20 protein-coding genes and 1 pseudogene are annotated in these 24,650 nt (G+C 64.6%); 10 read left to right on the top strand and 11 right to left on the bottom strand.

The features are described from left to right. The first annotated feature begins 1 nt into the window (after position 1). Together KJQ96_RS19055 and lpxK are read left to right on the top strand one after the other, a co-directional pair. Entirely contained in the window at positions 2-1,288 is a 1,287-nt protein-coding gene (locus KJQ96_RS19055; protein ID WP_213288169.1) for a 3-deoxy-D-manno-octulosonic acid transferase, read from the top strand. Then, positions 1,281-2,276, top strand: a complete 996-nt coding sequence (lpxK, locus tag KJQ96_RS19050) for a tetraacyldisaccharide 4'-kinase (RefSeq protein WP_213288087.1) — start codon at positions 1,281-1,283, stop codon at positions 2,274-2,276. Before KJQ96_RS19055 ends, lpxK begins: the two co-directional genes overlap by 8 nt. A gap of 97 nt (positions 2,277-2,373) precedes the next feature. Here the strand turns inward: lpxK and KJQ96_RS19045 are convergent, their stop codons facing one another. Further along, entirely contained in the window at positions 2,374-2,601 is a 228-nt protein-coding gene (locus KJQ96_RS19045; RefSeq protein WP_057842324.1) for a DUF2093 domain-containing protein, read from the bottom strand. Positions 2,602-2,785: 184 nt separating this feature from the next. On the opposite strand from KJQ96_RS19045, the gene KJQ96_RS19040 reads away from it, so the two are divergent. Beyond that, positions 2,786-3,619, top strand: coding sequence for a dienelactone hydrolase family protein (locus KJQ96_RS19040; RefSeq protein ID WP_213288086.1), 834 nt, complete (start codon positions 2,786-2,788; stop codon positions 3,617-3,619). On the opposite strand, the gene xseA is transcribed toward KJQ96_RS19040, so the two are convergent. Continuing rightward, a complete protein-coding gene (xseA, locus tag KJQ96_RS19035; protein ID WP_213288085.1) occupies positions 3,616-5,235 on the bottom strand; it encodes an exodeoxyribonuclease VII large subunit in 1,620 nt (539 codons plus the stop codon). The genes KJQ96_RS19040 and xseA overlap by 4 nt on opposite strands. A gap of 169 nt (positions 5,236-5,404) precedes the next feature. On the opposite strand from xseA, the gene purD reads away from it, so the two are divergent. Then, the gene (gene purD / locus KJQ96_RS19030; RefSeq protein WP_213288084.1) at positions 5,405-6,682 is read left to right on the top strand and encodes a phosphoribosylamine--glycine ligase; all 1,278 of its coding nucleotides are present in this window, start codon (positions 5,405-5,407) and stop codon (positions 6,680-6,682) included. A gap of 134 nt (positions 6,683-6,816) precedes the next feature. On the opposite strand, the gene KJQ96_RS19025 is transcribed toward purD, so the two are convergent. Continuing rightward, positions 6,817-8,049, bottom strand: coding sequence for an acyl-CoA dehydrogenase family protein (locus KJQ96_RS19025; RefSeq protein WP_213288083.1), 1,233 nt, complete (start codon positions 8,047-8,049; stop codon positions 6,817-6,819). 243 nt (positions 8,050-8,292) lie between these two features. On the opposite strand from KJQ96_RS19025, the gene KJQ96_RS19020 reads away from it, so the two are divergent. After that, positions 8,293-9,198, top strand: a complete 906-nt coding sequence (locus KJQ96_RS19020; RefSeq protein WP_213288082.1) for an alpha/beta fold hydrolase — start codon at positions 8,293-8,295, stop codon at positions 9,196-9,198. A 148-nt stretch (positions 9,199-9,346) separates the two neighbouring features. Here KJQ96_RS19020 and KJQ96_RS19015 read toward each other — a convergent pair whose 3' ends face one another. Then, positions 9,347-9,805, bottom strand: a complete 459-nt coding sequence (locus KJQ96_RS19015) for a nucleoside deaminase (RefSeq protein WP_057842272.1) — start codon at positions 9,803-9,805, stop codon at positions 9,347-9,349. A gap of 153 nt (positions 9,806-9,958) precedes the next feature. Here KJQ96_RS19015 and KJQ96_RS19010 point away from each other — a divergent pair, with 153 nt between their 5' ends. Continuing rightward, positions 9,959-12,073: a pseudouridine synthase gene (locus tag KJQ96_RS19010; protein ID WP_213288081.1), complete on the top strand. Its 2,115-nt coding sequence runs from the start codon at positions 9,959-9,961 to the stop codon at positions 12,071-12,073. A 7-nt stretch (positions 12,074-12,080) separates the two neighbouring features. Beyond that, positions 12,081-12,644: a 16S rRNA (guanine(966)-N(2))-methyltransferase RsmD gene (gene rsmD, locus KJQ96_RS19005; RefSeq protein WP_213288080.1), complete on the top strand. Its 564-nt coding sequence runs from the start codon at positions 12,081-12,083 to the stop codon at positions 12,642-12,644. A 145-nt stretch (positions 12,645-12,789) separates the two neighbouring features. Here the strand turns inward: rsmD and mutL are convergent, their stop codons facing one another. After that, complete coding sequence (gene mutL, locus KJQ96_RS19000) at positions 12,790-14,595, bottom strand: DNA mismatch repair endonuclease MutL (RefSeq protein WP_213288079.1); 1,806 nt, start codon at positions 14,593-14,595, stop codon at positions 12,790-12,792. Positions 14,596-14,899: 304 nt separating this feature from the next. Here mutL and KJQ96_RS18995 point away from each other — a divergent pair, with 304 nt between their 5' ends. The 3 genes from KJQ96_RS18995 to KJQ96_RS18985 all read left to right on the top strand — a co-directional run bounded on the left by KJQ96_RS18995 (position 14,900) and on the right by KJQ96_RS18985 (position 16,100). Further along, positions 14,900-15,190, top strand: a complete 291-nt coding sequence (locus KJQ96_RS18995; protein WP_213288078.1) for a hypothetical protein — start codon at positions 14,900-14,902, stop codon at positions 15,188-15,190. Between the two features lie 176 nt (positions 15,191-15,366). Next, a complete protein-coding gene (locus tag KJQ96_RS18990) occupies positions 15,367-15,573 on the top strand; it encodes a DUF2892 domain-containing protein (protein WP_213288077.1) in 207 nt (68 codons plus the stop codon). After that, complete coding sequence (locus KJQ96_RS18985) at positions 15,570-16,100, top strand: RNA polymerase sigma factor (RefSeq protein WP_213288076.1); 531 nt, start codon at positions 15,570-15,572, stop codon at positions 16,098-16,100. The genes KJQ96_RS18990 and KJQ96_RS18985 overlap by 4 nt, the downstream gene beginning before the upstream one ends. 18 nt (positions 16,101-16,118) lie before the next feature. On the opposite strand, the gene arfB is transcribed toward KJQ96_RS18985, so the two are convergent. The 6 genes and pseudogenes from arfB to ileS all read right to left on the bottom strand — a co-directional run. After that, the gene (gene arfB / locus KJQ96_RS18980; protein WP_213288168.1) at positions 16,119-16,535 is read right to left on the bottom strand and encodes an alternative ribosome rescue aminoacyl-tRNA hydrolase ArfB; all 417 of its coding nucleotides are present in this window, start codon (positions 16,533-16,535) and stop codon (positions 16,119-16,121) included. Between the two features lie 118 nt (positions 16,536-16,653). Further along, complete coding sequence (locus KJQ96_RS18975) at positions 16,654-18,099, bottom strand: pitrilysin family protein (RefSeq protein WP_213288075.1); 1,446 nt, start codon at positions 18,097-18,099, stop codon at positions 16,654-16,656. Continuing rightward, positions 18,021-19,409 carry a M16 family metallopeptidase gene (locus KJQ96_RS18970; protein ID WP_375293183.1) on the bottom strand — a complete coding sequence of 463 codons (1,389 nt, stop codon included), beginning with the start codon at positions 19,407-19,409 and terminating at the stop codon, positions 18,021-18,023. The genes KJQ96_RS18975 and KJQ96_RS18970 overlap by 79 nt, the downstream gene beginning before the upstream one ends. 166 nt (positions 19,410-19,575) lie before the next feature. Next, positions 19,576-20,292, bottom strand: a complete 717-nt coding sequence (locus KJQ96_RS18965; RefSeq protein ID WP_213288073.1) for a hypothetical protein — start codon at positions 20,290-20,292, stop codon at positions 19,576-19,578. A 93-nt stretch (positions 20,293-20,385) separates the two neighbouring features. Further along, positions 20,386-20,883, bottom strand: a complete 498-nt coding sequence (lspA, locus tag KJQ96_RS18960; protein ID WP_213288167.1) for a signal peptidase II — start codon at positions 20,881-20,883, stop codon at positions 20,386-20,388. 564 nt (positions 20,884-21,447) lie between these two features. Beyond that, positions 21,448-24,465, bottom strand: a pseudogene (gene ileS, locus KJQ96_RS18955) (isoleucine--tRNA ligase); the annotation flags it as partial. Positions 24,466-24,650: the final 185 nt, after the last annotated feature.

Raw genomic sequence — 24,650 nt, 5'->3', positions numbered from 1 at the left:
GATGACGTTGCGCGTCTACCGGAAACTGTCGTCCGTGATGGTTCCGTTGTCGCCTGCTGTCATCAACCAGCGGTTGAGGATGGGCAAGGAAGACCCGGCGCGAGTCGGCGAGCGCCGCGGCATGAGCGCCGATGTTCGCCCCGCCGGGCCTCTGGTGTGGATTCACGGCGCCAGCGTCGGCGAAGTGCTGGCGGCGGCTGCGCTGATCGAGCGGCTGCGGGCCCTGAACCTGCGCATCCTCCTGACGTCGGGCACGGTGACTTCGGCTGCGATCGTCGCCAAGCGGTTCCCGCCCGATGTCATTCATCAATACGTGCCGTATGACTCGCCGCGCTACGTCGCGCGATTCCTCGACCATTGGCGTCCATCGCTGGCGCTGTTCATCGAGTCCGATCTGTGGCCGAACCTGATCCTATCGAGCGCTGCGCGGCGGCTGCCGATGGTGCTGATCAATGGACGGATGTCGCAGCGTTCGTTCCCGCGCTGGCGTCGTGTCGCCGGCACCATTTCGGCGCTGCTCGACAAGTTCGACATCTGCCTGGCGCAGTCGCAGATCGATGCGGATCGCTTTACGGCGCTGGGCAGCCGCAACGTCATGGTCACGGGAAATCTCAAGCTCGACGTTCCCGCGCCGCCGGCCGACGCCAACAAGCTGGACATGCTGATGTCGATGACACGTGGCCGCCCAGTGGTGGTTGCGGCTTCCACGCATCCCGGCGAAGAAGAAATCGTGACGGCAACCCACCGGACGCTAGCCGGATTCTTCCCGGGACTGCTGACGGTGATCGTGCCGCGGCACCCCGATCGCGGCGAGGCCATCGCGCGCATGATCGCAGCTTCGGGCCTCAGTCCGACCCTGCGCTCGCACGAGGATTTGCCCACCGCAACAACCGATATCTATATCGCCGACACCATGGGCGAACTGGGATTGTTCTATCGGCTGGCACCGATCGTGTTCATGGGCGGATCGCTGGTCGAGCATGGCGGGCAGAATCCGATCGAGGCGATCAAGCTCGGCGCCTCGATCGTCCACGGCCCTCACGTCTTCAACTTCACCGATGTCTACGAAGCCCTCGATTCAGCGGGCGGCGCGCGGCGGGCCGATACGGAGGAAGCGCTGGTCAAGCAGTTCGGGCAGATGCTCGCCGATGCCAAGGCGCGCGAAGCCGTGCTCACCGCATCCGAGCGCGTGGTCGGTCAGCTCGGCGGCGCGCTGGAGCGAACGCTCTCTGCGCTCGAGCCGTATCTGCTGCAGTTGCGTATCGAGATGGGAACCGGCAATGCGTGAGCCGGGCTTCTGGCACGGCCCGTCCTCGCTCAACTCGCATCTGTTGAAACCGCTCGCCGCGCTCTATGGCGCCATCGCCGCGCAGCGCTTGCAGCGCAAGGGATTGAATGCCGGCATTCCGGTGCTCTGCGTCGGAAATTACCACGTCGGCGGCGCCGGCAAGACGCCGACCGTGTTGGCGCTGGCGAAGCTCATGCGCGACCTCGGCGAAACGCCGGTCGTGCTGAGCCGCGGCTATGGCGGTGAACTGCGTGGACCGGTCCGAGTCGATCCTGAGCGGCATGCGGCGGCCGATGTCGGCGACGAACCGCTGATGCTGGCAGGCCATCTGCCGGTCGTGGTGTCGCGCAAGCGCGCCGAGGGCGTGCCGCTGGCGCGCTCGCAAGGCGCGACCGTGATCCTGATGGACGACGGTTTCCAGAATCCGTCGATCATCAAGGACGCCTCCCTGATCGTGATCGATAGCGAACGCGGACTTGGCAACGGGAAGGTGTTTCCCGCCGGTCCGCTGCGCGCGCCGCTGCGGCCGCAACTGGCCCGCACCGACGCGCTGATCATTGTCGGTGACGGCACCGCTGCCGAGCCGGTGGCCGCCGAGATTGCCGCACAGGGCAAGCCGGTACTGCGCGCGCATCTGAAGCCGGATGACGCGCCGGTCGCCGCGCTTCGGGGCAAGCGCGTGCTGGCATTTGCCGGCATCGGCGATCCCGTGCGATTCTTCAACACGCTGCGCTTAAGCGGCATCGATGTCGTCAGGCAGCAGGCCTTCGCCGATCATCATCCGTATTCGCAAGCCGAGATCGAAGGCTTGATTACCGAGGCTCGGCGCGATGGGCTGACATTGGTGACGACGGAAAAGGATCTGGCGCGGCTGCGCGATCGGCAGCACATCGTGCCGCTCGCGGTAACGCTAGAGTTCGACGATCCTGCGCGCCTGCGAAAATTCGTCGCCGACCGGCTATTCAAGGCGCGTGAGAGAAAAGAGTAGGGTGGGCAAAGCGCAGCGTGCCCACCATTCAAGACAAGGCTCGACGATAGATGGTGGGCACGGCGCATGCGCCTTTGCCCACCCTACGAAACCGCGATTAACCCTGCGTCTTCAGCGCGCCGGGAAAGTGCCGCTGCAGCACGGCGCCCGGAACCGAATAGGCCTCCTGCAGATCAACGCTCCAGTACTTCAGTTCGTCGAGCGGAATCCGCACGTCGGTGACGGCGCAGCGCACATAGGTTCCTGGCGAGATCACGCGGAAATCGCCGTCCAGATATTGCACCTGCGCTTCGCCATGGCCCGAGGGGCCGAATTTATTGAGCACCGTCAAACTCTCCGATAGGCCGGCCCGCGGGCTGGCCTTAAGTGTATTTCCCGGATTCGATCTATCATAAATAGGTCGTACTGTCCGCCCCGCAAACTGACCTACTTGTGATGATTTTGCGTCCCCTGCATGATAGCGTGAATTTCATCGCGCCCGCAGCGTCATACCGATTCGACGGAGACCGATGCGCCTGTTGTCAGCAACGCTATTCCTGACGCTCCTTGCTGCGGCCTGCACGGCCGGCGCCGCGTCGTTGCCGGCCCCGCGCCAGGTCGATATCCCGGCGACCGGACTGACCCTGCACGCGCAGCTCTATAAGCCTGATGGTGACGGCCCATTTCCTACGGTTATCGCGCTGCATGGCTGCGGCGGATTGAGCGGGCAATCCGAGCCGGTGCTGCCGCGCTACCGTGACTGGGCGGAACAGCTCCTGAAGTCCGGCCATGCCGTGCTGTTGCCGGACAGTTACGGTTCGCGCGAGCTCGACCCGCAATGCCGCGTCAACGAGCGCCGCGTGCTTGCCCGTCGCGAGCGGGTGGCCGATATCAACGCGTCGCGGCAATGGCTGTTGCAGCAGCCCTGGGTCGCGCGTGACCGCATCAGCCTGATCGGATGGGCCAACGGCGCCAGCGCGGTGCTGTGGGCGGTACGCCCGCAATCATCTTCGCGCGGGACTGACCCGGATTTCCGCTCGGCGATCGCGTTCTATCCGGACTGCCGGATCTCCTCCGGCCTCGGCTGGAGCACGCGGGTGCCGACGCTGCTGTTGATTGGCGCGAAGGACGACATCAGTTCGCCGTCAGCCTGCCGTCAGATGGTGGAGGGTGCCCGCGGCCGCAGCGCGCTGGCGCGAATCGTGGTCTATCCCGGGGCGGCTCACGATTTTGACCGCGCCAACCTTCCGCTGCGAGCGATCGCGGGCGCCGACGCGGCATTGCCCGAACACGGCCATATCGGCACCGACGCGGATGCGCGAAAGGATGCGCAAGCGCGCGTCGCCGAGTGGCTGGCGCGCTAAAATAAACTTCCCTGATCGACCGGCTTTGGCACGCGCTTTGGCGCGGCGGGCTTCGTCTCGCGCGGCGCCGCCTTCGGCGCGCTTGAGGCCGGAGCCGTGGCCTGCGGCCGGTCCGCATCCGCGGTGACGCCCACGCGGCCGTCGGCGAATTCGACTGAGAGGCGCGCGCTCGGCCCGACTGCTGCTGCGGCATGGACGGCGTGGCCGTGTTCGTCGCGCACCAGGGCAAAGCCGCGGGCGAGCACGCCGCGATAGGACAGCGCCGACAACAATTGCCCGCTGTGGGCGACCCGCGCGTCGAGCCGCTGCATCGTGGTCTCAAGCGCGCGGCGGGCGCGCTCGGCGAGCCGTTGCGTCCGTTCGCAGTCGCGCGCAATAGCGTTGCGCTGCGCCTGGGCGTTGGAGAGTTTTGATGCCTTGAACCTGACCTCCAGCCCGGCAAAACGGTCGCGCCGGTTGCGCAGCAGGGCGCGAGCGGACAGCCTGATCCGCTCGCCCGACACCGTAAGACGATGGCTGGCCTGCGCAACCTGGCCGCGCAGCACCTTCAGCGTCAGGCCGGCGCTGAGATGCGAAAAGCGGCGGTGATGGGCGTGCGTATTGGCCTTCAATGCACGGGGCAGGGCGGCGCCGAGGTGATCCAGCCGCTGCCTGGGAATCGCGAGCAGTTCGCTCAAACTCGGCAGCGCGCGGGTGGCGGCGCGCAATTCGTTGCGACGGCTCTCCTGGCCGCGCTGCCAGCACAACATCCTGCGGCGCGCCAGGCTTTCCACCTCGGCGAACAATTCGCTGCGCACGGGGACGGCCATTTCGGCCGCCGCCGTCGGCGTCGGCGCCCGCTTGTCGGCGGCGAAATCGATCAGCGTGATATCGGTCTCGTGGCCGACGGCCGAGATCAGCGGGATCGTGCTACCGGCGGCAGCGCGAACCACGATCTCCTCGTTGAACGACCACAGATCCTCCAGCGAGCCGCCGCCGCGCGCGACGATCAGGAGATCGGGCCGCGGGATTGGTCCAGTCTCGGGTAGCGCGTTGAAGCCGCGGATGGCCGCCGCAACCTGCTCGGCCGAGCCGTCGCCCTGTACCTTGACCGGCCACACCAGCACGCGGCGGGGAAAACGGTCCTGCAGCCGATGCAGGATGTCTCTGATCACCGCGCCCGTCGGCGAGGTGACGACCCCGATCACTTCCGGCAGCCACGGCAGCAATTGCTTGCGCGCCTCATCGAACAGGCCCTCGGCGGCGAGCTTCCGCTTGCGCTCCTCCATCAGCGCCATCAAAGCGCCGATGCCGGCAGGCTCCAGCGAGTCGATGACGATCTGGTATTTCGAGGAGTTTGGATAAGTCGTGAGCTTGCCGGTGGCGATGACCTCGAGCCCTTCCTGCGGCTTGAAGCGCATCCGGGCGTGGGCGAACTTCCAGATCACCGCCTCGATCTTGGCGCTCTCGTCCTTCAGCGCGAAATAGCAGTGGCCGGAGGAGTGCGGCCCGCGGAAGCCGGAGATTTCGCCGCGCACGCGGACATGGCCAAAGCGGTCCTCGACCGTCCGCTTCAGGGCGGAGGACAGTTCCGAGACGGTGAATTCGGGTGCGTTGATCAGGTTATCTGCTGGCATATCAGGGCGTAGAATCGGCCTTTTCCGGCGCTTCCGCAAGGTGCCGAGGCCATGTTGGGGGAGCCAGAGCACATATCCACACGAGAATGGACACGTTGTTGCGGCGGGCTCCGGCCGTGCTAAACCGTCGCGCAATGGCCGGCAACCCCTCCACTTGGCTGCACTCCGAATGAACATTCTCCTGCTCGGTTCCGGCGGCCGCGAACACGCTCTGGCGTGGAAGATTGCCGCTTCGCCGCTGCTGACCAAATTGTGGTGCGCGCCGGGCAATGCCGGCATCGCGCGTGAAGCTGAATGCGTCGCGCTCGACGTTGCGAATCATGGCGCGGTGATCGAGTTCTGCAAAACGAACTCCGTGGATCTCGTCGTGGTCGGCCCGGAGACGCCGCTGGCCGCCGGGATCGTCGACGATCTCGCCGGTGCCGGCATCAAGGCGTTCGGTCCAAGCAAGCAGGCGGCGCAACTCGAGGGCTCCAAGGGATTTACGAAGGACCTGTGCCGCGAATTCGATATCCCGACTGGCGCCTATCGTCGTTTTGACAATGCGGCCGACGCTCTCGCCTATGTGCGCACGCAGGGTGCGCCGATCGTGGTCAAGGCCGATGGGTTGGCCGCCGGCAAAGGCGTCGTGGTGGCCAAAACGTTGGCCGAAGCCGAAGCCGCCATCGCCATGATGTTCGACGGTGCGTTCGGTGCGGCCGGCACCGAAGTCGTGATCGAGGAATTCCTCGCCGGCCGCGAGATCAGCTTTTTCGCGCTGTGCGACGGTGACACCGCGATCCCGCTGGCTTCGGCGCAGGACCACAAACGGGTGTTCGATCATGACGAAGGACCGAACACCGGCGGCATGGGCGCCTATTCGCCGACGCCGTTCGTGACGGCTGAAATTCACGACCAGATCATGGCGCGGATCATCCTGCCGACGGTTGCGGGGATGAAAAAGCGCGGCATGCCGTTCCGCGGCGTGCTCTACGCCGGCGTGATGCTGACGGAGCAGGGGCCAAAACTGTTCGAATACAACGTCCGCTTTGGCGATCCCGAGTGCCAGGTGCTGATGCTGCGAATGATGTCGGACATCGTGCCTGCGTTTCTGGCGGCCTGCGACGGAGAACTGAAGCATTTCGACCTGCGCTGGTATCCGGAGCCTGCTCTGACGGTGGTGATGGCGGCTAAGGGTTATCCTGGCGACTACAAGAAGGGCACGCGCATCGATGGGCTCGATGATGCGGCCAGGATCGACGGCGTCGAAATCTTCCATGCCGGTACGGTGGCAAAGGACGGTGGCATTGTCGCCAATGGCGGCCGCGTGCTGAACGTCTGCGCGATGGGCAGGACCGTCACTGAGGCGAGAGAGCGCGCCTATCAGGCCGTCGATCGCATCCAATGGCCGGATGGTTTTTGCCGTCGTGACATCGCCTGGCAGGCGGTGGAGGTGGAGCGGGGCTGACCGCTCCCTCCGTCATTGCGAGGAGCGAAGCGACGAAGCAATCCATCTATCCCTGCGCGGAGAAGTGGATTGCTTCGCGGAGCCTGTCATCCGGCGGCGCTTTGCGCCGACCGGGCGGCTCGCAATGACGATGGCTACAACAAATCCCCGCCTGCTGCACTCGCAGTCGTGCCGTGCTCGCGGAACGCCTTGATGACGTTCTTGCCGATCTTCCACTTGTGTACTTCATCCGGACCGTCGACCAGCCGCTGCGAGCGCACCTGGGTGTACCATTTCGCCAGCGGCGTATCCTGGCTGAAGCCGAGTGCGCCATGGAGCTGGATCGCGGTGTCGATCACCTTGTGCACCATGTGCGCATGGAAGATTTTTGCGATCGAGTTTTCCTGCTGGATGTCGAGGCCTTTTTCCGCCTTGTAGGCTATGTGCAGCAGCATCAGGCGGCCGATGTAGAGTTCGCTGGCGCAATCGGCGAGCATGAATTGCACCGCCTGCCGGTCGGCGAGCAATTTGCCGAAGGTGGAGCGCTTGGTGACATGGGCGACCGCCATGTCGAGCGCGCGTTGCGCCTTGGCGACGTTGTGCATGCCGTGACGCAGGCGTCCATAGGCGAGGCGGTGCTGGCCCATCGCAAAGCCATTGCCTTCGCCGCCGAGCAGATTGTCGGCCGGCACCTTCAGATCCCTGATCTCAATCTCGGAGTGGCCGCCGTGCAGGACATCGTCATGCGGCCCCTCGATCGCCATGTTGGCGACGTTGCGCTTGATCTTGTAGCCGGGGTTCGGCAGCTCCACGATGAAGGTCGAATACTGCTTGTGCCGCGGCGCGTTCGGATCGGTCTTGGCCATCACCAGCGCCATGTCGGCGACGCTGGCGGAGGAGGAAAACCACTTCTCGCCGTTCAGGACGTAGTTCTCGTTGCCGTCCTTCACCGCCGTGGTCTGCATGCCGGTGGCGTCGGCGCCGGCAGCCTTCTCGGTCATTGAGAAGCAGATGCGCTTGTCGCCGTTGAGCAGGGGTTTAAGGAACTTCTCCTTCTGGTATTCCGTGCCGTGGGCCAGGATCGTCATCATCGAGGCGTCGTCGGGACCCTGCGTGTTCATCGACAGCGCGCCCAGCATGCTCTCACCGAGCTCCATCTGCACCAGCGCGTTGGCGAGCGGGCCGAGGCCCATGCCGCCATATTCCTTCGGCACCCACGGGCACCACAGGCCGCGCGCCCGGGCCTTGGCCCGTAGCGGGCCGAGTACTTCAGCGAGCGGCTTGGTGTCGAGTTCCTTCTCCGCGGGGATGCATTCCTCCTGCACCCATTTGCGGACCTTCTCGCGGATCGCCTTGGCTTCAGCCGGAATTTCGAAATCGATCGACATCGCTGGTTTCCTCGCATCTTGTTGCTCTTGGTCGGACTTGAGGGATGGCATAAACCTGCGGTCTGCCAGCGGCAACGGCAAACAAAGTTTGAAGCAAGGATGGCTGTCATACCCCGCGAAGGCGGGGTATCCAGTACGCCGGGGCGCCTGTTGTTGACCGTGATGCTGGTGTTTACTGGATCATCCGCCGGAGCCTGTCGCATTCGCGCGACCCGTTGGCGGATGATGACATGAGAGGTGCCCATGCCCGATCTTGCCGATCTGTTTCCTGGATACGCGGCCGAATGGATCAACACCTCGTCGGGCCGCATCTTCGCCCGTGTCGGCGGCAACGGCCCACCGCTGTTGCTGCTGCATGGTTTTTCGTCGACGCATGTGATGTGGCACCAAGTCGCGCCGCAACTGGCGGACCAGTTCACGCTGATCATCGCTGACCTGCCGGGCTATGGCTGGTCCGACATGCCGCGCAGCGACGAGAACCACACGCCCTACACCAAGCGCGCGATGGCGCAGGCGATGGTGGAGGCGATGGAGCAGCTCGGGCATGTGCATTTCGCGCTCGCCGGACACGACCGCGGCGGCCGCGTGTCATACCGGCTGGCGCTCGATCATCCGGGCCGGTTGTCGAAGCTCGCGGTGCTCGATATCGCGCCGACCTATGACTATTGGGAGAAGCTGAACCGGCTTTCGGCGCTGAAGATCTACCACTGGGCGTTTCTGGCGCAGCCCTATCCGCTGCCGGAAACCCTGATCGCTAACAACGGAGAATTTTTCCTCAAGAACAAGATGGCGAGCCAGACCAAATCGAAGACGCTCGACGCGATCGATCCGCGCGCGCTGGAACATTATCTCGCGCCGTTCCGCGATCCCGCCCGCGTGCATGCGATGTGCGAGGACTACCGCGCCGGAGCCTATGCCGATTATGAAATCGACAAGGCCGATTTCGACGCCGGCAAGAAGATCACGATTCCAATGCTGGCGCTGTGGGGCGATGCCGGCGTCGCGCCTGCTGCAACGACACCGCTCGATGCGTGGAAGAGATGGGCGACAAAGGTGGAGGGAGCGCCGGTGGATTCCGGGCATTTTTTGACGGAGGAGAATCCGGATGTGACGGCGAAATTGCTGCGGGAGTTTTTTATGGCAGCATGAGTCGAAAACCTCGCCACACGTCGAAGTTGTCATACCCGCGAAGGCGGGTATCCAGTACGCCGCGGCCTATCGATCAATCACAGGCGTCTCTGGAATACCGGATCATCCGCTTTCGCGGATGATGACAGCGGTATGTGGGGCGCGATGCCTACCGCCTCACCTTAAAAAACTCCTTGAGCAGTGTCGCCGCCTCCGTCTCCCCCACCGCCGAGTAAACCTCCGGCACGTGATGGCAGGTCGGCTGTGCGAAGAACCGCACGCCGGAATCCACCGCGCCGCCCTTCGGATCGGCGGCGCCGTAATAGAGCCGTCGGATCCGCGCAAACGAGATCGCGCCGGCGCACATCGTGCAGGGCTCCAGCGTGACGTAGAGGTCGCAATCGACCAGCCGCTCGGTGCCGATGACCTCGGCCGCCTGCCGGATCGCCAATATTTCGGCGTGCGCGGTCGGATCGCGGTCGGTCAGCGTCCGGTTGCCGGCGGTGGCGATTACCTCGTAATCCCGCACGATCACGCAGCCGATCGGAACTTCGCCGGCCTTTCCGGCGTTTTCGGCCGTTTTCAGCGCCAAATCCATGAAAGAAGGGGCAGTCATGCCTCGTATCATTGGAATAAACCTGCTATGAGGGCCGCCTTCAGCAAACGTGGATGCCGGTTTTGCGTGAGAATGCGCCTCGAGCGAAGTGCGCGCGCGTTATCGCTATGACAGCCCATCCTGATCCGCCTGATGGCCATTTTATTCGGACCCAAGAGAACATTCATGCCCCGCGATAATGACAAAAACAACGATTCCCGCGGCCGGCGGGACCGTCCCGGGGGCGGCAAGGGCCGCGCTAGCGGAGTGAAGGGCCGCGCCGGCGCAGGCAAGGGCCGCTCGGGAGCGGCGCGGGGGCCAGAGAAGAAGTTTGCCAAGCGCGGCTTTGGCGCCAGGGATGGCGACGAGCGCGGCGGTGAGCGGCATCCCTATGCCGGGAAGTCCGAAGGGGCAAAATCGTTCGGCAAGAAGCCTTACGGCGGCAAGCGGGAAGGTGCTTCGTTCCGCCGCGACGATGATCGGCCGCCGCGCCGGGATTTTGGCGACCGGCCGCAGCGCTTCAGCCGTGATGAGCGCCCCCGTGGCGACCGTCCAGACCGTGGCCCGCGGAAGGACTTTCGCGCGCGCGAGGATCGCGATGGCGAGAAGCGCGCGTTCAAGCCGCGCGGCGACCGTCCGAACTATGATCGCGATGATCGCCCACCGCGCAGGGATCGCGAGAGCGCTCCTGGGGATCGCAAGGGCGGCCCTGGGGATCGTGACGAAGCGCGTCCGGCTGGGCGTTCCTCCGACAGGAAATTTGGCGACAAGCGGCCTTTCACGCCACGCGGAGAAGGTTTCCGGAAGGACGGCGACCGTCCGCGTGGCGATCGGCCCTATGGTGATCGTCCGCCGCGCGATGGCGAGAAGCGATTTTCGCGCGGTCCACGCAAGGATTTTGGCGATCGTCCCGAGCGGGGTGACGAGAAGCCCTGGCAGAAGCGCGATGATCGGGGAGGGCGCGGTGCCCGCCCTTCACGCGAAGGCGGGCGCAGCTTCGACAAGCCGCGCTTTGACCGCGCGCGTGACGATCGCGGTGGCGAGGAGCGTCCGCGGTTTTCCCGCTCCCGTGAGGACCGGCCGAAATTTGATCGCCCCCGCGAGCACCGGGATCGCAAGGGCGACCCGGGGGAAGGCCGCACCGATTGGCAGGAGCATCCGCGCAGCGAATCGCGCGACGACCGTCCGCGTCGCGACAATGAAGACGACAGCAGGATCTTCGCAAAGCGTCCTGCCTTCGGGGGCCGTGGCGCGTATCGCGAGCGCCCGACCGATTTCGACAAGCGCGCGCCGCGCGCGGAGCCGAGGCCGAAGAAGTCCGGAGAGCGCATCGCCAAGGTGGTGGCCCGCGCAGGCTTGGCCTCGCGCCGCGATGCCGAGGAATGGATCACGCAGGGCCGCGTCACCGTCAACGGCCGCGTCATCAATTCGCCGGCGCTCGACGTCACCGCCAATGACGTGATCGCCGTCGACGGCAAGGTGCTGCCGCCGCGCGAGCGCACGCGACTGTTCATGTATCACAAACCGCGCGGGCTGATGACCACGCATGCCGATCCCGAAGGGCGGCCGACCGTGTTCGACAACCTGCCGGAAGGTCTGCCGCGGCTGATCTCGGTCGGCCGGCTCGATTTCAACACCGAGGGGCTGCTGCTGCTGACCAATGACGGTGGGCTCGCGCGTGCGCTCGAATTGCCCGACACCGGCTGGCTCAGGCGTTATCGCGTGCGCGCCCATGGCGAGGTCACGCAGGCGCAGCTCGATGAACTGAAAAAGGGCGTCGAGGTCGATGGTGTCAAATACGGCTCGATCGATGCGTCGCTGGAGCGCGACCAGGGCTCCAATGTGTGGCTGGTGTTTGCGATCCGCGAAGGCAAGAACCGCGAGGTCCGCAACGTCATGGCTCATCTCGGCCTCGAGGTGAACCGCCTGATCCGCGTCTCCTACGGACCGTTCCAGCTCGGCGAACTGGCTGAGGGCCAGGTCGAGGAGGTCAAGACGCGGGTGCTGCGCGAGCAGCTCGGCGAGAAGATCGCGACGCTGGCCGGTGCCGATTTCAACCGGCCGATGCCGGGCGAGAAATCCGATAGTGAGGACGACGCAGCGCGCGGCAAGAAGCCGTTCAAACCTGCGGGCAAGAGCGCGCTGATCGCCGACCGCAAGGGCCGCCGCGTGCTGGTGCAGCGCACCGGCAGCGAGGAAGCCCGCGCGCGCAACGAGGACGAGGCCAGTGGCTACGGCCCGCCGCGCCGCCCGCGACGCGGCTATCACGGCAAGCGCGATCTGAAGCCGCGGGACGAGTAGCTGGGCTATGCGTGTCGTTGGCGGACGATTGAAGGGCCGTAGTATCGCCTCGCCTTCGTCGCGGGACATCCGCCCGACGGCGGATCGCTTGCGCGAGTCCGTGTTCAACATCCTGATCCACGCTTACGACGACCCGATCGAAGGCGCGCGCGTGCTCGACCTGTTCGCCGGCACCGGTGCGCTCGGCATCGAGGCGGTATCGCGCGGCGCCAGCTTCACGCTGTTCGTCGACAACGGCGCAGAAGCGCGCGCGTTGCTGCGCAACAATGTCGAGGCGCTGGGGCTGGGTGGCGTGACAAAAGTCTATCGCCGCGACGCCACCAATCTCGGCCCGGCGCATCCGGTCGAGCCGTTCTCGCTGGTGTTCCTCGATCCGCCCTATGGCAAGGGGCTTGCGGAGAAGGCACTGGCCTCGCTGCGCGATGGCGGCTGGATGACGCCCGGTGCGCTGCTCGTTGTGGAGGAATCGAAGGATGCGGCGTTTGCAGCGCCCGAGGGCTTCGAGGAGATCGAGCGGCGCGCGTATGACGATACGGAGTTCGTGTTTTTACGGGCTGGAACCGCATCCTGATCTGTCGTCCCCGCGAAAGCGGGGACCCATAACCACCGCTATTGCGATGGATAAAGCTGTGGCTCCATCGCGCCAAAGGTCTTGCAACAGTGGTTATGGGTCCCGGGTCGCGCTTCGCTTGCCCGGGACGACGGGAGTTGTAGCGTTACCTCCGCCCGAACAGCTTCTCGATATCGCTCAACTTCAACTCCACATAGGTCGGACGGCCGTGGTTGCACTGGCCGGAATTCGGCGTGTCTTCCATCTCGCGCAGAAGCGCGTTCATCTCTTCCGGCTTGAGGCGTCTCCCGGCGCGGACCGAGCCGTGGCAGGCCATGGTGGCGGCGACATGCATCAGGCGGCGCTCCAGCGGCAGCGCCTCGTCCCATTCGGCCATGTGCTCGGCGAGATCGCGCAGCAACCCTGCGGCATTCGCCTTGCCGAGCAGCGATGGCGTCTCGCGCACCGCCACCGCGCCGGGGCCGAAGGATTCGATCGCAAGGCCGAAGGAGGCGAGTTCGTCAGTGCGCGCCAGCAGCTTCTCGACGGTGGCCTCATCGAGTTCGACGATCTCGGGGATCAGAAGAATCTGCCGCTGCACACCGTTCTTCGCCAGCGACGCCTTCAGCTTCTCGTAGACAATGCGCTCATGGGCGGCATGCTGATCCACGACAATCAGGCCGTCGCGGGTTTGCGAGACGATATAGGTCTCGTGGATTTGCGTCCGCGCCGCGCCGAGCGGACGGTCGAGCAGGTCGGCAGAGGGCTGCGCCTCGAAGCGTACGTCGGCGGTTGGTGCGCCGACATCGAACGCGGCTTGCCCGGCTTCGGCGAGTGCCGTTGCCGCCGCGCCTTCGAACGAAGGCGTGACCGGATAGGCCGGCGAACTCCGCCAGTCCCAGTTGGTCGGGCGCGGCGCAAAAGACGGACGAAACGCCGACAGCGCCGCACCGTCGGTATTGGCAGCGGTGCGCCGGCCCTCGCGGGCGAGGCCGTCCTTGAGCGCATGCACGATCAGCGCACGAACGAGCCCGGCGTTGCGAAACCGCACCTCCGTCTTGGCCGGATGCACGTTGGCGTCGACCTCCTGCGGCGCCAGCGTCACGAACAGCGCGACGACCGGATGCCGGTCGCGCGGCAGATAGTCGGAATAGGCCGCGCGCACCGCGCCGAGGATGAGCTTGTCGCGGACCGGGCGGCCGTTGACGAACAGATATTGCCCGAGCGCATTGGCGCGGGTCAGCGAGGGGGCGGCGGCAAAGCCCTCGACCACGACGCCTTCGCGCTCGGAGCGCACGTCGATGGCGCAAGAGCGAAAATCGTGACCTAAGATGTCGCCGAGCCGCGTCAGTCGGCCCGCAGCACCCGGCAGCGCCGCGGCCCAGGTCACCGGTGCGCGTTCCTCGCCGGCCAAGGTGAAAGCGATGTCGGGCCGCGCCATTGCGAGGCGCCGCACCACTTCGCGGATCGCCTCGGCCTCGGTGCGGTCGGTCTTGAGGAATTTCAGCCGGGCGGGCGTTGCATAAAAGAGATCGCTGACCTCGACGCGGGTGCCTTGCGACAGCGCGGCCGGCACGATCTGCGATTTCAGGCCGCCTTCGACCGACAGCGACCAGGCATGCGGCTCGCTGGCGTGGCGCGTGGTGATGCCGAGCTTCGCGACGGCGCCGATCGAGGGCAGCGCCTCGCCGCGAAAGCCCAGCGTGCGAATGCGTAACAGATCCTCGTCGTCGAGCTTGGAGGTGGCGTGGCGGTCGACGGCGAGCGCGAGATCGCCATGGGTCATTCCGCTGCCGTCATCGGTGATGCCGATCCGCCGCCTGCCGCCGCCATCGATGAAAACGTCGACGCGGCTGGCGCCGGCGTCGATGGCGTTTTCGACCAGCTCCTTCACCACGCTTGCGGGACGTTCGACCACTTCGCCGGCGGCGATGCGGTTGACGACTTGTTCGGGGAGTTGGCGGACGGGCATGCGTTCTCGGATCGATTCGAGGCTGGATGGCGATTTTACGTGGCTACCGAGTCAAATGCATGTGTTCAAAATATTTTTACGGAACTTTCCGGACGCTGCGGAGGCGCCGAATATGCGGTCTGCATGTGGCCAAGGATTCGCAAAATGACCTCGAAATCCCTGCACGATCACCACATCGCGCGGCTTGCATGGTGAGCGCACCGTTCGCGGATAACGACTGATCCCGCGATGAACATGTTCGGGTTGTGAACGGTGCCTGAAGAAGCCGAACTGTTTGTCGTTCGACAAAACCTTGGAGAAGTGGATGAAGCTAGTGAAAACCTCGGCGATCGCGGTTGCAATCTCGGCTCTGCTTGCCGGTCCGGTACTGGCGCAAGGCGTCTCATCCGACACCCAGATCCGCGGCGGAGCAAAGGGCACGACCCAAATGCAAGGCGGCGCGTCGGGCAGCATGGACGAAGACGCGCCGGCGGGCGCCGCGGGCCAGAGGGCAGGCGCCAAGCCGGGTGCGAAAGGCACCGTCGGAGCGGGCGGTAGTGCAGCGCCGCCCAAGCACACGGGCGGAGCAGCGACGCCTCCAGCAAGCAGCCGCTAAATGCCTGGAGGAAACCCGCCTCCTCCGACGGGTTGCTCTCCAACAGAACTCCGGCCGTCTGGCGGCCGGAGTTTTTTTATGCCTCGATCGGCGACCCGCGAACCGAAAGCTCGGCCCGGCGGCTCTATCTGACGAGAACGCGCTGACGTTCTTTCGTGCAATCGAAGGGAGCTGTTATGTTCTATCGCAAGAATTTGCCGGGCTGGGAGCGGGCGATGCGGACGATCGGGGGCGTTGTGATGATCGCCTATGGGTTTTTGGGCATGCCCGGCACGATGGCCGGCTACCTGATCGCGGCCACCGGCGCGGTCGCAATCGCGACCGGATTTTTCGGCTTTTGTCCGATGTGCGCCATGGTCGGCCGCAGGCTTCCCTCATCATGAGCGCGTTGGCCCGAGCGGGGCGCTGCAGCCCCTCGCTGATCGAGGCCGCTCGCGGCGGCGACACCGAGGCGCTGGTGTCGCTGATCGCAGCCGCTCAGCCGGATATCCGCCGCTATGCCGCACGCAATTGCCGCGCCGCCGATATCGACGACGCGGTTCAGGAAACGCTGCTGCTGTTGTACCGGCGGGTCGGCACGTTGCGCGCGGTGACGTCGTTTTCGGCGTGGCTGTTTGCGGTGGCCCGCCGCGCCTGCCTTCGCTTGCTGCGCCGCGCAGCAAGCACGGAAGCGCCGGCCGACGATGCGGAGGCGCGCCTGGCGCATCTTGCGCCGGAAGACATTCGCATCGATCTTTCCCGCGCCATCCAGTCGCTGCCCGACCACTATCGCGAGGTGATCCTGCTGCGCGATATCGAGGAGTTGTCGATCGACGAGATCGCTGGTGTTCTTGGGTTGACACGCGAAAGCGTCAAGGCGCGTATCCACCGCGCGCGGATCATGATCCGGGAATATCTGGTTCGCGATTGAGACGTCGTGATCGGCGGTTCAATCGTCAAAGCGCGCCGTGCGCTTCGCCTTGACGTCGCTGCGCCGTTTCTTGCCTTCCAGCCGCCGCTGCTTCGATCCGAAGGTCGGCTTGGTCGGCCGGCGCGGCGTCGGGCGGATCAGGGCCTCGCGCAACAATTCGAGCAGGCGATCGATGGCGTCGGCCCGGTTGCGCTCCTGGGTACGGAAGCGCTGGGCGTGGATCACGATCACGCCCTCCTTGGTCATGCGCTGGCCGGCGAGCCGCACCAGCCGTGCGGCCGCATCCTCCGGCAGCGCGATCTTGCGCGTGTCGAAACGGAGCTGGGCTGCGGTCGCGAGCTTGTTGACATTCTGCCCGCCCGGGCCGGAGGCGCGGACGAAGCCGATCTCGATGTCGTTTTCGTCAATCGTGAGATCGCGGGAAACCCGCAGCATGGCGGCACCAAAGGTCGTCATGCCCGGGCTTGTCCCGGGCATCCACGACTTAATCAGCGTATAGAAAACGTGGATGGCCGGGACAAGCCCGGCCATGAACATGGAGAAAGGGGAAGGCCTAATTCGCTCTCGGCGGCGCTGCGGCGGGCTGCGCGGCGGCTTGCGGGGCGCGGCCGACGATCACGGTGAGCAGACCCTGGCCCCACAGCTTCTGCGCCGCCTTTTTGGCGTCGTCCAGCGTGACCGCATCGACGAGGGCGTTACGCTTCTCGATGTAGTCGATCGGCAGCTTATCGAGCTGGTATTGCAGCAGTGCCTGCGCCAGCTTCGAAGAGGTGTCGAGCGCCAGCATCTGCGAGCCCTTGAGGTACGACTTGGCCTCGTCCAGTTCCTTTTGGGTCGGGCCTTCCTCGGCGATGCGGCGGATTTCCCTTTCGATCGCGTCCACCGTCTCGCCGGCGCGGTCGGCACGGGTGCCGGTATTGCCGATGAACAGCGCGGAGCGATCCATCCAGAGCAGGGATTGATAAACGGAATAGGCGAGACCGCGCTTTTCACGCACCTCCCTGTAGAGCCGCGATGACAACCCGCCGCCGCCGAGGATGTGGTTCACCACATAGGCGGCCATGAAATTCGGATCGTGGCGGCGAATGCCGGGGCCGCCGAACGTCACTACGGTCTGCGGCACGTCGAGCGGCACGAACGCGCGCTGCGGCGGCTTGGTCGCCTCGACCTCGGCAATCGGCGTGAGGCTGGCTTTGGCCGGCAGTCCGCCGAACGTCTTGTCCAGGAGCTTGCCGAGCGTGTCGGCATCGACGTCGCCGACCACGGCGATCCGCAAATTATCCTTCGCGATCACGCGGCGGACGTAATCCTTCATGTCGGCGACATCGATCTTCGGCACGCTGTCGAGCGTGCCGTTGGCCTGTCGGCCGTAGGGATGATCGCCAAAGGCGACTTCCAGGAATTTACGGCTCGCCAGCGAAGACGGGTTGGTGGTGTCGCGGCGCAGCCCGGAGAGCACCTGCGCGCGAATGCGTTCGACGTCGACGGCGTCGAAATGCGGCGAGGTCAGCGCCAGATGGAGCAGGCCGAAAGCCTCGTCCTTGTTGTCCTTGAGCATGCGCAGCGAGCCGCGGAAATAATCCCGGGTCGACGAAAAGCTCAGCTCGATGGCACGGCGCTCGAGGCGCTCGTGGAAGGTTTTGGAATCGAGATCACCGGAGCCTTCGTCGAGCAGGCTGGCGACCATGTTGCCGACGCCGGACTTGCCGGCCGGGTCCTGGGCGGCGCCGCCGGCGAAGGCATATTCCATCGCTATCAGCGGCACGGTGGCATCCTGCACGAACCAGGCTTCGATGCCGCCAGACGAGACCAGCCGCTGGATCTTGGCTGCAGCGTGCGATGGGCTCGCCGCCAGCGACAGCAGTACGGCGCCGGCGATCAGGGCGGATGCGAGGCGCTGCGCGGGAATCGAAAAACGGATCACGAGCGCTTCTCCTCGCGTTTTTGCGCGGTATCCTTGATCAGATAGCCCGTCACCGAGCGTTTCTTGTCGAGCCATTTCTGCGCGGCGTCACGGACCTGCTCGGCGGTGACGGCGCGAATCCGGTCCGGCCAGCTCCTGATATCATCGATGGAAAGCCCCGTGGTCAGCGCGCCGCCATACCAGCGCGCCAGCGTGGCCTGGTTGTCCTGGGCGTAGATCGCTTCCGCAATCAACTGGGTCTTGACCCGCTCGAGATCCTCGGCGCGGGCCGGGTTCTGGATGACCTCCGCGATCACGCCGTCGATCGCCTGCTCAATCTGCGAAAATTCCACGCCGGGCTTCGGCGAAACCGAGATCGAGAACTGCGAGGGATCCAGCGCGGTGCCCTGGTAACCGGCACCGGCGCTAATCGCGAGCTGGCGGTCGATTACCAGTGCGCGATAGAGATAGGAGTTGGAGCCGCCGCCCATTAGTTGCGCGAGCACGTCGAGCGCCGGGCTCTCGCCGGCCGCGGCGGTCGTCGAAGAGGGGACGAGATAATAGCGCCGCAGGCTGGTCTGCTCGACGCGCGGATCGGACAGCGTTACCGTGCGCGGTGCCGCCGGCACCGGCTCCTGCGGGCGGATTCGTTGCGCGGCAATGGCCGGCTGCGCCGGGATGCCGCCATAGGCCTTCTCGACCATCGCTCGGACTTCCTTGGCATCGACGTCGCCCGCGATCACCAGGATCGCGTTGTTCGGTGCGTAGAAGCGCTTGTAGAACGCCAGCGCATCCTCGCGGTCGAGCTTCTCGATCTCCTGGCGCCAGCCGATCACAGGGCGGCCATAGGGATGGTTGAGATACAGCGCCGCCATGATCTGTTCGGTGAGCCGGGCGTCCGGATTGTTGGCGACCCGCATGTTGAATTCCTCGAGCACGACATCGCGTTCGGGAAGCACATTCTCGTCCTTGAGGATGAGGCCGGTCATGCGGTCGGCCTCGAATTCCATCATTTTCGCCAACTGCTCGCGCGGCACGCGCTGGAAATAGCCGGTGTAATCGAGCGAGGTGAAGGCGTTCTCGTTGCCGCCGATCCGCAGCACGGTCTGCGAAAATTCACCGGCGGGATGTTTCGCGGTTCCCTTGAACATCAGATGTTCGAGGAAGTGCGCCAGTCCGGATTTGCCCGGCGTCTCGTCGGCGGAGCCGACCTTGTACCAGATCATCTGCGTGACGACGGGCGTGCGGTGATCCGGGATCACCACGACTTGCAGGCCGTTGTCGAGGGTGAAGCTGGCCGGACGTTCCGACGTGACCGTGGTCTGGGCGAGTGCGCTGCCGGCGGAGAAAGCAAACGTTGAGATGAGGGCTATAGCGAGAGAAACGGCAAGACGGTGTGAGAACATCATGACCTATCTGGCGCTAAAATTCCGCAAAGCTGGTTACCGGCCCTGCGAAACGAATCCGCGCAAATGTTAGAAGTAACCCGACAAAACCGCTCGGGATCAAAGCGGCGGCATCGTACACCGCGCCGGTACCAACTATCGTCACGATGGCGAGAGATCGGCTTAACTATTCGCCATATTTGCCGGCGGCCGGATTGTATTCCTTGTTCAGCGATTCCTTCGGCCCGGTGCCGTAGGCATAATTGGACGACGGTGTCTGGTAGCCGGGCGGAGGCTGGGTCAGCGATTCCCGCGTCGGCTCGCCCTTGAACGGCGCCGTCTCGGTCTTGTTGCCGCCGAACAGGCCGCTGAAGCCGCCGTTATAGCCGAGCTGCGACGGGCTCAGGATCGGATTGTAGTTCGTGGTGCCGGGCTGCACCGGATCATTGTCCTTGCGCGCGGGCGCCCCGGTCTTGCCCACCGCCAGTTCGGCCGGCGTCAGGATGCGGGACGCTTCACGTGGGTCCTTGTTCTCTTTCTTGCGTGCGGCGATGGCCGCCTTGCGGCGCTGCTCGTCGGGGTCCTTTGGCCAGTTCGGCGCCTTCGCGTCGGCCGCGGCCGCGGCTGGCGGCGGCAAATCCAGTTTGGGTGGAACGACCAGGGGGGAGCGCTCGCGGTATTCGATGCCGCGATTTTCCATGTTGGTGCCGCCGAGGCCGCGCATGATGCCTTCGATGATCTTTTCCTCGAAGGTCTTGTCGTCTTCGTCCTCGTCGTCAGCCGCGCGCACGGGGCCAGCGGCCATCACGAGACCTATGCCGAGGGCGATGGCGGCGAACCGCAGCGCCCGGGTGAGCGAGCTGGTCTGCATCATCCAGAAGAAGCGGGGTTCGGTCTCGCGCATCGCGCTGTTCCCATTCACAATTTCCGTAACACGCGGGGGGCCGTGCTTAAGGGGCCTAACGGCTCCAGACCGCAGGGGTCGTATCGGCCGGGATCAGGGCGCTTTTGCGGCGGGTACCCCCAGGAACGAGTCATACAATAGGCCCGCTACCCCGGCAACAATGGCCACATCCGCAAGGTTAAACACGTACCAATTGAAGGTTTTTCCCCCGATCTCGATGTGGAACAGGGCGAAATCGACCACCGCGCCGTGCACGAATCGGTCGATGCCGTTGCCGACCGCGCCGCCGATGATCAGGCCGAGCGCCAGCGTCGCCAGGAGCGTGCTCGAGCGTGCCATCCAGATCCCCAGCACGATCACCGCAATCGCCTTGATCGCCATCAGCGCGAGCTGGGCGAACTGATTATCGCTCTGGAACCAGCCAAAGCTGATCCCGACGTTCCAGGCCAGCACCAGGTCGAAGAACGGCGTGACCCTGACCGCGCCGCGGTGGGCGAGGTCGAACACGTAGAGCAACCAAAGCTTCGAGGCCTGGTCGATCACCAGCGTCGCGACCGCGGCAACCGCGCCGGCGCGAAGGTGAGGGGTCACGAAACGCTCCTTGCCGGACACTTATCTCGCCTTCTTCTTTTTCTTCTTTTTCGACGCTGTCGCAGACGACTTTCTTGCCGCCTTCTTGGCAGTCTTTTTGTCTGCCTTCTTTACTGCTTTCCTAGCTCCCTTCTTGGCCGCCTTCGTTGCCGAAGCTGCTTTTTTGGATTTGGCGGCTTTCCCGAACTTCACTTTCTTGGCCTTCGCTTTCTTGGCTTTGGCTCTCTTGGCCGTGGTTTTGTTGGCCTTGGTCTTGTTGGCCTTGGCTTTCTTTGTTGTGGCCTTCTTGGCTGCAGCCTTTTTGGGTTCTGCTTTTTTAACTTCGGCGTTGAGTTCGGGGGCGCTCTTGGCTTTCGCCTCGCTCTTGGCTTGCTCGGCCTCCGCGGTTTCCAAAGTCTTTCTGGCTCTGGCCTTCTTGGCAGTCGTGTCCGCCGTCACCTTTCCTGAACCGGCCTGCTCCGGCGCTTCCTCTGCTTGTTGCGGTTGTTCTACAGGTGGCTGTTCGACCAACGCGACAGGCTTGGCAGCCGCTACGGCCGCATCGGCCGGCTTATGGCCTTCGGCAAGCGCCTTCCATTCCCGCAACGCCTGCGCGTCGCGCGGGGAGACGTCAGGATACTCGGCGTCTTCGCCGACCGTGGGCAGGATCTTCCACGACCGCGCGCATTTGGTGCCCACGGCCCTTTCGACCACGACAGCAACGCCGGGCACGTCGGTGAGGCTGAATGCGCTGGCCGGCGCATCGTCGTTGGTCACCATCGCGTTCGAAGTGATGCAGACCTCGGCCAGATCGATGTCGAGCAGCGTGTTGAAGATGTTCTTGTCCGACACATAGACCAGCGGCGAGGCCTCGAGCGACGAGCCGATATTCTTGGCGGCGCGTTCGACTTCGAGCGCGCCGGTGACGACACGGCGGACGTCGCGAATGGTCTCCCACTTGGCGGCAAGCGCATCATCGCGGAATTGGTCAAAACCTTCCGGGAACAGCGTCAGGTGCACCGAGGCTTCCGCGTCCGGCTTGTACATCCGCCACGCCTCTTCGGTCGTGAAGCTGAGCACCGGCGCCAGCCAGCGCAGGATCGCATCGCAGATGATGTCGATCGCGGTCAGGGCCGCCTTGCGCGCCACTGACGACGGCGGATCGCAATAGAGCGTGTCCTTGCGGATGTCGAAGTAGAACGCCGACAATTCGCTGTTCATGAACGCCGCTAGCGTCGCGACCACCGTCTTGTAGTCGAACTCGGCATAGGCTTGGCGCACGGTTGTCGCGCGTTTCGCCAGTTCGTGCAGCATCAAGCGTTCCAGTTCGGGCATCTCGGCATGGGCGACCGCGTCGGACGGATTGAAATGATGCAGCGTGCCGAGCATCCAGCGGATCGAGTTGCGCAGTTTGCGGTAGGTCTCGATGGTGTTCTTGAGGATCTCAGGACCGATGCGCTGGTCGTCGGCATAGTCGGTGGCGGAGACCCACAGCCGCAGGATATCCGCGCCCGAATCCTTCATCACCTTCTGCGGCTCGACGGTGTTGCCGAGCGATTTCGACATCTTGCGGCCGTTCTCGTCCAGCGTGAAGCCGTGGGTGAGCACGACGTCATAGGGCGCGCGGCCGCGGGTGCCCGCGCTTTCCAGCAGAGAGGAATGAAACCAGCCGCGATGCTGGTCGCTGCCTTCGAGATACATCACGGTGTCTTCGCCGCCATCGACCTTGCGGACGATGTTGCCGAGGCTTGGAAAATTCTGGCGGTCCTCCAGCACGAAGGCGTGCGTCGAGCCGGAGTCGAACCAGACGTCGAGGATGTCGTCGATCTTTTTCCAGTCTTCGCCGGCGCGCTCGCCCAGGAAACGTTCACGTGCGCCGTCCATGTACCAGGCGTCGGCTCCTTCCTCCATGAAGGCTTCGACGATGCGCTGGTTGACGACTTCGTCCTGCAGGATTTCGGCGGAGCCGTCGCCCTTCTCGCGCACGAACACGGCAATCGGCACGCCCCAGGCGCGCTGGCGCGAGATCACCCAGTCGGGGCGGCCCGCGATCATGCCGTTGATGCGGTTCTGGCCGGCAGGCGGCACCCACTGCGTCACCGAGATCGCTTTCAGAGCTCGGTTCCGCAAAGTGTCATCGCCGGCCAGCGTCATGGGGGTATTCACACCACTGCCCCAAACCAGCTTGTTTGGAGTGATTGCTTTGTCCATCGCGATGAACCATTGCGGCGTGTTGCGGAAGATCACCGGCTTTTTCGAGCGCCAGGAATGCGGATACTGATGCTTGAGCCGCCCGCGCGCCAGGAGCTTGCCGGTCTCGACCAGCGCCCTGATGACGGCCTCGTTGGCGTCGCCCTTCTCGCCCTTGTCGTTGATGACGCGCCTGCCGGTGAAGCCAGGAGCGTGATCGGTGAAAGCACCGTTCTCGTCGACGGTGTAGGGGATGGTGGTGTTGATGCCGCGTTGATCGAGCTCACGCGCATTTGCCGTCCAGACGTCGAAGTCCTCGCGGCCATGGCCCGGCGCGGTATGGACGAAACCGGTACCGGTGTCGTCGGTGACATGGTCGCCAGGGAGTAGCGGCACAGTGAATTCGTATCCGCCGCTAAAACCCTTCAACGGATGGGCGCATTCCACCGCGTCGAGCGTATCGCCGGGCAGGTCGCGCACCTTTTCATAGGCGGTGACGCGCGCCTGCTTGAACACTTCTGCTGCGAGCGCATCGGCGAGGATCAGGAAATCGCCGGTCTTCGCCCAATTGTCGGCAGGCGCATCGGTGACCTTGTAGAGGCCGTAGGCGATCTTCGGCGAGAACGAGACGGCACGGTTGCCGGGCAGCGTCCACGGCGTCGTGGTCCAGATCACGACGGAAGCCTCGGCCAGCGCCCCATGCGCCGGCGAGGTGACCGGAAATTTCACCCAGACCATGTCGGAGGTGTAGTCCTCGTACTCGACCTCGGCCTCCGCCAGCGCGGTCTTCTCGACCACGCTCCACATCACGGGCTTGGAGCCGCGATAGAGTGTGCCGTTGGCGGCGAACTTCATCAATTCGCGCGCGATCTGGGCCTCGGCCGGATAGCTCATGGTGGCGTAGGGGTGGTCCCAATCGCCGATGATGCCGAGCCGCTTGAACTCCTCACGCTGTAAGTTGAGCCAGTGCGTCGCATAGGCGCGGCACTCCTTGCGGAACGCCACCATCGCGGTGGAGTCGCGGAAGTCCGGCTTCGGCTTGCCCTTGGAGCGGTAGTTCTCTTCCTCGATCTTCCATTCGATCGGCAGGCCGTGACAATCCCAGCCCGGCACGTAGTTGGAATCGAAGCCGAGCATCTGCTGGCTCTTGGTCACGACGTCCTTGAGGATTTTGTTCAGCGCGTGGCCGATATGGATGTTGCCGTTGGCGTAGGGCGGCCCGTCGTGCAGCACGAACTTGGCGCGGCCTTGCGCGCTCTCGCGCAGCTTTCCGTAGAGGTCGATCTCGTTCCAGTATTTGAGGATCTCCGGCTCGCGCTGCGGCAGGCCGGCGCGCATCGGGAATTCCGTCTGCGGCAGGAACAGGGTTTTCGAATAGTCTGTGACGTCGGACTTTTGCGGCTGTTGGGACATGAATGCTCTGGTTGGCTCGAAGACGGTGCTGAAACGCTGGGGAGTAGCGGCTGAAACAAGAAATCCCGGTCTTGCGCCGAGCGAACGCTCAGGCGGAAGCCGGGCTCCTAATGCTGATGGTGCACCGCGCAAACATGGGGCTTTCCATAGCAGCCAGCCGGGAAAATCGCAAAGCCTGCTGGCGG

Origin of the sequence: Bradyrhizobium sp. sGM-13 (assembly GCF_018398875.1) — a bacterium.
Lineage (GTDB): Bacteria > Pseudomonadota > Alphaproteobacteria > Rhizobiales > Xanthobacteraceae > Bradyrhizobium.
Note: the sequence above shows the minus strand (reverse complement) of the source record. Positions and strands in the feature narration are given on the sequence as shown.